The organism is Leptolyngbya sp. BC1307 (assembly GCF_002286735.1).
GTDB lineage: Bacteria > Cyanobacteriota > Cyanobacteriia > Phormidesmidales > Phormidesmidaceae > Phormidesmis.
Genome location: NZ_NRTA01000023.1, coordinates 62,047 through 70,770, shown reverse-complemented (window position 1 = coordinate 70,770; position 8,724 = coordinate 62,047). Strand labels below are relative to the sequence as shown.

General features: G+C 51.5%; 4 protein-coding genes and 1 pseudogene. 3 read left to right on the top strand and 2 right to left on the bottom strand.

The window, feature by feature from the left end; all coding sequences use genetic code 11:
- Positions 1-90 precede the first annotated feature (90 nt).
- Positions 91-1,194, top strand: a pseudogene (locus CKL79_RS13610) (molybdopterin dinucleotide binding domain-containing protein); the annotation flags it as partial.
- Between the two features lie 60 nt (positions 1,195-1,254).
- Here the strand turns inward: CKL79_RS13610 and CKL79_RS13605 are convergent.
- Positions 1,255-1,536 (bottom strand): hypothetical protein, encoded by a 282-nt coding sequence (locus CKL79_RS13605; protein ID WP_121970118.1) that lies wholly within the window; start codon positions 1,534-1,536, stop codon positions 1,255-1,257.
- Between the two features lie 180 nt (positions 1,537-1,716).
- On the opposite strand from CKL79_RS13605, the gene CKL79_RS13600 reads away from it, so the two are divergent.
- Both CKL79_RS13600 and CKL79_RS13595 read left to right on the top strand, forming a co-directional pair.
- Complete coding sequence (locus tag CKL79_RS13600; protein ID WP_121970117.1) at positions 1,717-2,802, top strand: mechanosensitive ion channel domain-containing protein; 1,086 nt, start codon at positions 1,717-1,719, stop codon at positions 2,800-2,802.
- Positions 2,803-2,832: 30 nt separating this feature from the next.
- On the top strand, positions 2,833-3,972 hold the full coding sequence (locus CKL79_RS13595) for a mechanosensitive ion channel family protein (RefSeq protein ID WP_121970116.1): 1,140 nt from the start codon (positions 2,833-2,835) through the stop codon (positions 3,970-3,972).
- A gap of 57 nt (positions 3,973-4,029) precedes the next feature.
- Here CKL79_RS13595 and CKL79_RS13590 read toward each other — a convergent pair whose 3' ends face one another.
- Positions 4,030-8,397: a PAS domain S-box protein gene (locus CKL79_RS13590; RefSeq protein ID WP_170944060.1), complete on the bottom strand. Its 4,368-nt coding sequence runs from the start codon at positions 8,395-8,397 to the stop codon at positions 4,030-4,032.
- Positions 8,398-8,724 lie beyond the last annotated feature (327 nt).

The window sequence follows — 8,724 nt, the reverse complement described above, 5'->3', positions numbered from 1 at the left end:
CTTCTAGGCAGCAACACAATAAAAAGGCCGGTCGCCTTGACTTCATGGTGATCACCGTTAAATTTCTGCCTGACTAATCTTTTGTCAGTCAATCAGGCGCTGATGACTGGCAACGTCGGCAAAATGGGCGCGGGCGTCATGCCGATTCGAGGCCACTCAAACGTACAGGGCTTTGGCTCAATGGGAGTGAAAAATGAACTGAAGCCTGCTTTGCAAAAGGCCCTGGAGAAACTGTTGGGGCGATCGCTCAACTCAAATCCTGGCTATCATACGCGATCGCTCATCGAAGCCGCAGACGCTGGCAAAGTCGATACGCTGCTATGCTTAGGCGGCAACCTGTACGCCGCCAATCCTGACCTGACCCAGGCCAAGCGCGCCCTCAGCCAAATTGATACCGTAATTTACCTTGCCACCAAACCAAATCTAGGACACTTCCACGGTCTGGCCAAACAAAACACGCTAATTCTTCCCGTTTTCAACCGCTTTGAAAACCCACATAAAACCACGGTTGAATCTGGCAACAACTTTGTACGACTCAACGACGAGGGCAAAACCCACCTCAAAACGGCTGATTTAGTCGCCGAAGTGAACTTTATTACGGAGCTAGCCCATCGGCTGCATGGCGCTTCACCGATTGACTGGCGAAAACTACAAGACACTCGCTACGTGCGCCACCTCATTGCCAAAACGATTTCCGGCTACGAGAAGATCGGCGAAATTGATGAGACCAAAGAAGAATTTACTATCGGCGATCGCATTTTCACGACGCCAAAGTTTAAAACGCCTTCCGGCAAAGCTCAGATTCAGCTAACACCTTTACCACAGCTAACTTTGCCCTCACCTGAAGACTTTGGCAGAAGCGAGGGAATCGTTCTCGCACTGATTACCGGGCGTAGCTACGCGCAGCACAACACAGTTGTTTATCGCACCGCCGATAAGTACAGAGGAATGCCGCATCGGCACTGCATCTTAATGAATGCGGAGGATGTGCGAGCGGGGGGATGGCGCGATCGCTCAATAGTCACCGTGCAAGGCGAAGCCGGTAAACTTGAGAACATCGAAGTCATCTGCGGCGCAGTCCGACGCGGCGCGGCCCTGATGTTTTACCCAGAAGCCAACGTGCTAATGAAAGGCGTCACCGATCCAAAGTCGCACACGCCCGCTTATAAGCGAGCTCCTGTGCTGGTCTTTTGAGCAGGTTTGGCAAATAGAAGCTTAATAGAAGCTCATCTGTTCAGATCTGTTGATATCACTTTAGCGATCCGTAGAGAAGCTAACAGCAGGCCTTATCACTTGCTGACCGTCAACGTTACCAAAAACCGGAAAGCTCATTACAAATCCCAAATCGGGGTTCTCTAAATCTGCGTTAGCAACTGTGAAGAGGCAAACTGTTGTGTCACCATCAGCGCAGTTAATTTCGCGAATGCCCTTGATTTCTATAGATTGCGAATCTATCTGCACAGAACTCAAAGAAGCGGTGAAGCCTGAGACGATAGCTATGCTTGTGTTGAATCCCATTTTGCGGCGCTGCCACATTATCTTGATGATAGTTGCCTACAATACCAAAAGAGCAGCTTGATAGAGTTGTCAAAGCAAGCAGAGACAAAAATAACTCTGATTTTATGTAATCCTGGAAGCTTAACAGGGATAGCTCGCAGCGACGAGTAGGCTGGCGGAAGCATTCGCCAGAAAGTAGGCTAAGTCAGGAGGAAATGTATGTTAGGTGCGGCTTTGGGTGGGTTTGGCGAGGCTGAACTAGAGCTTGGTCTAGTTGTGCTGCTGACGGTTGGGATAACGGCGATCGCCTTCCGCGTTGCCCCGGCTATCTTTCGCGCTGCTTTTGACCGTCTGAGCTGGCCAAAGACGATCTACACCGAAGTGATTGAGCCGCAGCAGACGCTACTGGCGATCGCCCTCGGACTGAGCGCTGTCGACTTGCTGATAACGCTGCTAGAGCCTGGAGCCAAGTTTTATTCGCTGGTCGATATTCCGCTTAGCCTGGCGGTAAGTGGGCTCGTTATCTGGTTGAGCTTTCGGCTATCAAAGCTATTTTTTGATGTATACCTGCTCAATGCCGCCGTCCGAGAAGGGACTAAAATCAACAGCGAGATTTTGCTGCTGGGCAAGGTGACAGCGACGGCTGGCGGTGTCGTCACCGTCGTGCTGGTCTTCGGCCAAACCCATCAGGTCAACGTCGTTGGCTTGATCGCTAGTTTGGGCGTTGGCGGGCTGGCGCTGGCTTTTGCCGCCCAAAAAACCTTAGAACAAATTTTGGGCAGTATCGTTCTCTACGTGGATCGCCCATTCGTGATTGATGACTATATTGGCCTGCCCGATGGCACCTTTGGCCAGGTCGAATCCATTGGCCTGCGCTCGACTAAAATTCGCACCTCGGGTAAGGGGACGCTGGTGGTTGCCCCTAACAATATGCTGACCCAAATACCCATCGAGAACTTTACGGATGCTAAAAAGGTGATGTCGATTATCTATCTGCAGTTTCATCGGGCGATCGCCAGCGATGAAAAAGCGCTGATCCGTCAGGTGATTTTAGAGAGTACTCAAAGCATTTTTGGGATTGACTCACGCAGCACTGACATCACCTTTATGGACACTGACAATGCGATAGAGACTCGGGCGCAGATTACCTTCTTTATTTTGGGTTCGGGTGAAGTTTCGATGGATTTGCGCGGTCAGCTGTTAGACATTGCCAGCCTCAATATCGCCCAAAGACTCAAAGAGTTTGGCATTGCGTTTGACATTGAAGAGCAACGCATCAATGTGGATTCTCCTATCACTATTTAAATTGGTCTGTTGTACTGCCGTTTAGTTCTTATGGACACTTTTATATCAGCTTTGCAAGAGATTTTTCAATTTGACCGCGAAGCGCAGCTTTTTTTAATTCGACTGGGGCTACGGCTGGGGTTATTTTTTATATTTGTCCTGCTTTCAATTATCGTAGGTCGCTATACGCCTTCACTCATTCGACTGGTTCTGCGGCGGGTAGCTTCTGACAGAGTCTCTGATATCTACACCAACTTTGTTAAGCCCATTGAGCCTATCTTGCGCACAGCAGGCACGCTGATTTTAATTTCGTTTAGCCTAAACCTACTGCAAGCCTATGAGGCTATCTACGGGTTTCTCGGCTTTTTTATCAAGCTGTCAACCGTTATCAGCATCGCTTGGCTCGCGTCGCGGCTGTTTCGCCAGTTTGTTCGCATCTATGGCATTGATCTGGTGCGCCGACTCAATTTAGAAGTAGACGAGATGCTGCTGGTGGTCGAGACACTGATGAATGTCACGATTGGGCTGGTAGCGGTGGTGGCGTTTGCTCAAAATCAGGGCGTGAGCTTAGTCGGCCTGCTCGCCGGGTTTGGCATTGGCGGCGCGGCGATCGCCTTCGCCGCCCAAAAGACATTAGAACAATTGCTAGGAACGGTCGTCCTCTATCTAGACCGTCCCTTCGTTCCGGGCGACCATATTCGCGTGGCGCTCAACCCCCATGCCGAAGATGTCTATGGCCGAATTGAGTCGATTGGGCTGCGGTCAACCAAGATGCGCACAGCGGCTAAAAGTACGCTGGTGATTGTGCCCAATTCGATTATGGCCAATCTGGATATTGAGAACATCACGCGCGGCAAAAAGGTGATGGTTTTGCTCTATTTAGATTTTGTCAAAATTTTAAAAGAGCGAGAGCGATCGCTGGTAGAACAAGTCGTCAAAGAAAGTACCAATTCGCTGTTCGGCATCGATCCGGGCAGTACCACCGTCAGCCTATTCAATTTAGATACTCATCCGGGCACGCGGGCCAGGGTGACCTTCTTCATTTTAGGATCGAGCGAAAGTTCGCTTCAGCTGCGCAAACGACTGCTAGAGCTAGCCAACGAGACTATTTCTAAAAAGCTCTCAGAGTACAACATTCGGTTCTCGGTCAAAGATCCGACTATCTATGTGGATTCGCCTGTAAAGATCTAGTGAGGCTAAGAGCGAGGCCAGCAACTCTACCGACAGAGGCATTTCTCCGCACCGACTTTAAGTGAGCATCTTTGCGAGCAGTTGAGTGGCCTCATCGCCCGTGACTGGTGGAGAAAAGAAGTAGCCCTGCCCTGACTCACAGCCGAGCATTTGCAGCCATTCGAGCTGTTGGGCCGTTTCGATGCCTTCGGCGATCACATTGAGCTTCAGCAGGTTACTCAGCGCCACGATAGATTCGGCAATGGCCCGATTGCGAGCATTTGGCTTAGTGGCGCTGACAAAGGCCCGGTCAATCTTGAGGGCGTCAATAGGTAGCTGATGCAGATAGCTCAGTGAGGAGTACCCTGTACCAAAATCGTCAATGCTGATATCGACGCCTTTTGCTTTGATTTCCCCCAGCAGGCTGACGGTAGCCTCTATGTCTTGCACCAGCATACTCTCAGTGATTTCGAGCATCAGGCTATTGGGCCGGATGTGCGAAGCAGTAAGTACGCTATCGAGTTGGGGGAGAAGCGAGCTTTGAAACAGCCTGGCAGAAAGATTAACACTGACTTTTAAGGGCTGAGGGGCAAATTGGGCTTGCCAGCGCGCTAACTGCTGACAGGCACTGTGCAAAACCCATTCGCTCATCGGCCCGATCATACCTGTTTCTTCAGCGATCTCAATAAAGTCAGCAGGTGAGACTAGCCCCCGCTGCGGATGCTGCCACCGAATCAATGCCTCAAACCCTTGTACAGCGCCCGTCTGAAGGTGAACAATGGGCTGATAATACAGCACAAACTGATGGTGCTCTAACGCTTTTCGCAGATCTCTTTCGACCTGCAAACGCTGCACTGCTTGCAGATGCATGGCAGGCTTAAAGACAGTGTAGCGTCCTCGACCGCTTTGCTTAGCCCGATACATCGCCAGATCGGCGTCTCGCAGCAGTTCTTCAGCGCCCTGATACTCGGGCGTACCGACGACGATACCGATACTGGTACCCATAAAGATTTCTCGACCTGATATTTGCAAGGGAGCTTTTAAAGCCGCTAAGAGCTGCTCTGCAACTCGCACCGCTTGATCACACTGATCGAACCCATCTAGCAAAATAACAAACTCATCCCCTCCGAGTCGCGCGGCTAGATCGGTCTTACGAATCATCTGAGTGAGCAGGGCAGCAACGGCTAACAGCAGCTCATCACCGACGAGGTGACCCAGGCTATCGTTAATCACCTTGAAATTGTCCAGGTCTAAAAAGAGGACAGCAAACTGATAGTTTTCGTGGCAGCTGACGCGACGCAGCGACAGGTCTAGCCGCTCCATGAGAAGGGTGCGGTTGGGCAAGCCGGTAAGGCTATCGTAGAGGGCAGCGTGCTTGAGCTGTTCTTCGGCTTTGATGCGATCGCCCACCTCCCGAGAACTCGTCTGCAAATGTATCATCTGCCCCTGCTCGTCAAAAATGGGGGTAGTGAGCGTTTCTAACCAAATATAGTCTCCTGTTTTGCGGCGAGCCCGGTAGGTAATGCAATCGGATATACCCTTCAGCACTCGCTGGTGGCCCATGTGGCAAATCCGATCAGCGTCATCTGGATGAAACAGCTCGTAGGGACTGGTTCCGATCAGGTCTTCTGGGCTGTAACCGAGTAATGCCTGACTAGAGGGCGTCACATAGAGATAGCGGCCATCAAGATCGTGCAGACAGACCATATCGCTCATGTTTTCGGTCACCAGTCGCAGCCGCTCTTCACTCTCTTTACGCGCTTGTTCTGCTTGCTTAAGGAGGGTAATATCGCGCCCTACTGACTGAATTTCTATCAGTTGCCCTGACTCGTCAAAAATTCCCTCGTCGAGCCACTGAGTCCATCTGATTTGACCGTCGGCGAGTCGATGCCGGTTTTCAACAAAGAACCTGGGCTGTTGTAGGCTGAGAGTCGCTAACCCAGAGATGTTCCTCCGCGTGTCCTCTGAGCTAGTAAAGTCGCTCCATTTATTGCCTATCAATGCTGTTAATGAAGTTCCCAGAGCGCGGCAGAAGGATGAGTTGGCAAAGGTAACGGTCGTATCGGGCAGCGATCGCAGTATAAAGTCAGTCTGAGCCTCTACCACTTTGCGATAGCGGACTTCACCTTCGGCAATTTCAGCTGCGGCCTGTTTGCGATCAGTGATATCAAGAGCGGTGCTAAAGACCTTAACAAGCTGCCCCTGCTCATCTCTCAGTGCCTCCCCCCTAATCTCCATATAACCCATCGTGCCATCAGCCCGAAAGAATCTCAGGTCAATTTCGTAGGGTGTCCCTTCTGTCATGGCGCGAGTAAGCACCTGCTCTAGCTGGGGACGATCTTCAGTATGAAAATAATTCAGCATGAGATCCGTTAAATCTGTGGATGGGAGAGCTTCCAGGCCAAAGATCCGAAGCAGATTGTCTGACCAAGTCACTGTCTGAGTGGCCACGTCGATTTCACAATTACCCAGGCCAGCCATCTGTCCCACCTGGATCAGGGCTTTTTGGCTCTTGAGCAGCTTTTGCTTCTCTGCTTCTACCCGCTGATAAAGCTGCGCCTGCTGAATGGCCACTTCTAGCTGATCGGCGATCGCTCGCAACAAACTAACCAACTCATCCTCCCAGCGAAAGAGCCGCTGCGATACGCCCAGCGAGAGACTTGCCCAGACTTTGCCTTCAATCACCAGCGGCATCATCAACCAGGCTCCTGGCATCGTTTCAGCCGCTAGCTGATTGGTCGTATCTTCAATCTCTTGGGTATCTTCTACCCGCACAATCTGCAATTGCTTGAGCTGGGCCGCAAAGGGATTATCTGCGTCTGATACTTCAAACCCCACCCAGGTTGGCTCATCTGGGTCAGAACAAACCCGGTCAATAATTTTCCAGACGCCGCGTTCGGGCAGATACTGAACGACGGCGCAGTTTAGACCAGGCAGCAGCCCGACGATCTCGGCATTGGCGGTAGTAAATACGGTCGTTAGGTCGAGGGAGTCGCGGATGGCCTGAACTACTCGGTTGAAGGCTTTTTCTTGCTGAAGCTTTTTCTGTAGGACGGCTTCAGCCTGCTTGCGATCGCTAATCTCACGAATGATCAGCAGCACTTCATCAGCGCCGCTCTTAACCGCCCTGATTTCTTCTTCTTGAATGCGATCGCCCACTCGAATAGTTTGCTCAAAAACTTGTAGCTCGCCGGTCTGCAAAGCTTTGCGCAGATAGTACAGATGTCGATCAGCCAGCTCTGTAGGCAGTACATCTGCTAGTGACCGGCCTACCAGACCAGCGTGCGAAACGATTGCAAAATCTCGCTCCGGGCCAGAACACTCACGATAGCGCCCGTCTATACCTACCCGCACCAGGTAATCTGGAATGGCTTCTAAAATCGCTCGGCTCTGAGCCTCGCTTTGCTTGAGGGATAGCTCTGCTTGTTTGCGATCGCTAATATCGCGCACCAAGAACAGCACTTCTTCTTCCCCATGAGGCACCACCCGCACCTCCTCAACCTGAATTTTGCCCTCTATAGAGAGTTCCTGCTCATAGATTTGAATGGTCTGGGTCTGTAGCACCTGATCAATGGCCGCTAGCCGTTCCTGAGCTATGTTTGGCGGTAGCTTATCAGAGACGTGGGTACCTACCCAGTCTGCCGGTTCACCCAGCACCAAAAAATTGGGAGAAGCCAAAAATTCTAGAAAAATACCCGCTTTGTTGATTCGCATAATCAGATCGGGTAAGGCATTCACCAGCGCCCGCTGATAGGCTTCGCTTTGCTGTAGCGCCTTTTCTGAGCGCTTGCGATCATCAATATCCGTGACGAAGCTCACATAGCCGGCGACCTGCCCATTGTCGTCTCGTTCTGCTACAGACTGAGCGTATACCCACGTCACCTCACCATTGTCGAGCCGCTGCACCCGATACTCTATTTGGCTAGGGCGGTTTTCTTGAACAGCCTGTGACCACTCAGCCACAACGCGATCATAGTCTTCAGGATGCACGCTCTCTTGCCAGCCAGTACCGATCGCCCTCTCGGCAGCCATCCCCCTCATCTGGCACCAGCACTGATTAACATAGAGACATCTGCCCGCTGCATCAGCATAGAAAATGCCTACCGGGGCCGCTCTAGCTAGCATGGCGTAGCGCTTTTCACTCGCTTGCAGGCAGGCTTCAGCTCGCTGGCGCTGGCGAACTTCCCTTTTCAACTGCCGATTCCAAACGAGCGTGACTGCTAAGCCGACGACTGCGCCATATGCGGCCAGGTTCATCCAGATATGTCCGATCTGGGCAGCACTTGCCCCGGTCTCTGGCACTGCCCAGCCTTCTAGCAAAGCCTCTGAGGCCGGATGCGATGAGTTCGCTATTGAGCCTACTGCCGTCTGTGGCTGTACGCCATAACCCCTGAACGGAAGCGTAATGAGTAAATAACCGCCAAGCGCTGATGCTGCAAAATTCATAGGAAGACAGCCGGTGGCCGTAGAGCGAGCGACAGTTAGCCAGCGTTGCAATATGCATACAGTACTCATTACAAGGATAGTCTGTGCGAAACGGCACGGTTAAAACGCTCCTCTAGCCCGAGCATAGTGATAGCTTTCCCCGATCAGCATATCCCTTTATAAAGCTAAGAGACCCGCTAACGGCTCTAACTGTAAAGATTGATACTGCTAGGTAGAGTGAGCGAGCTGCTGTCCTCGATTTGGCCTGATAAGGCGCTATTTAACGCTTTTCTCTTCATCGTATCGCTACTCTTTGAAAGCGTTTTGAGCCAATTAAACGAAGTGAAC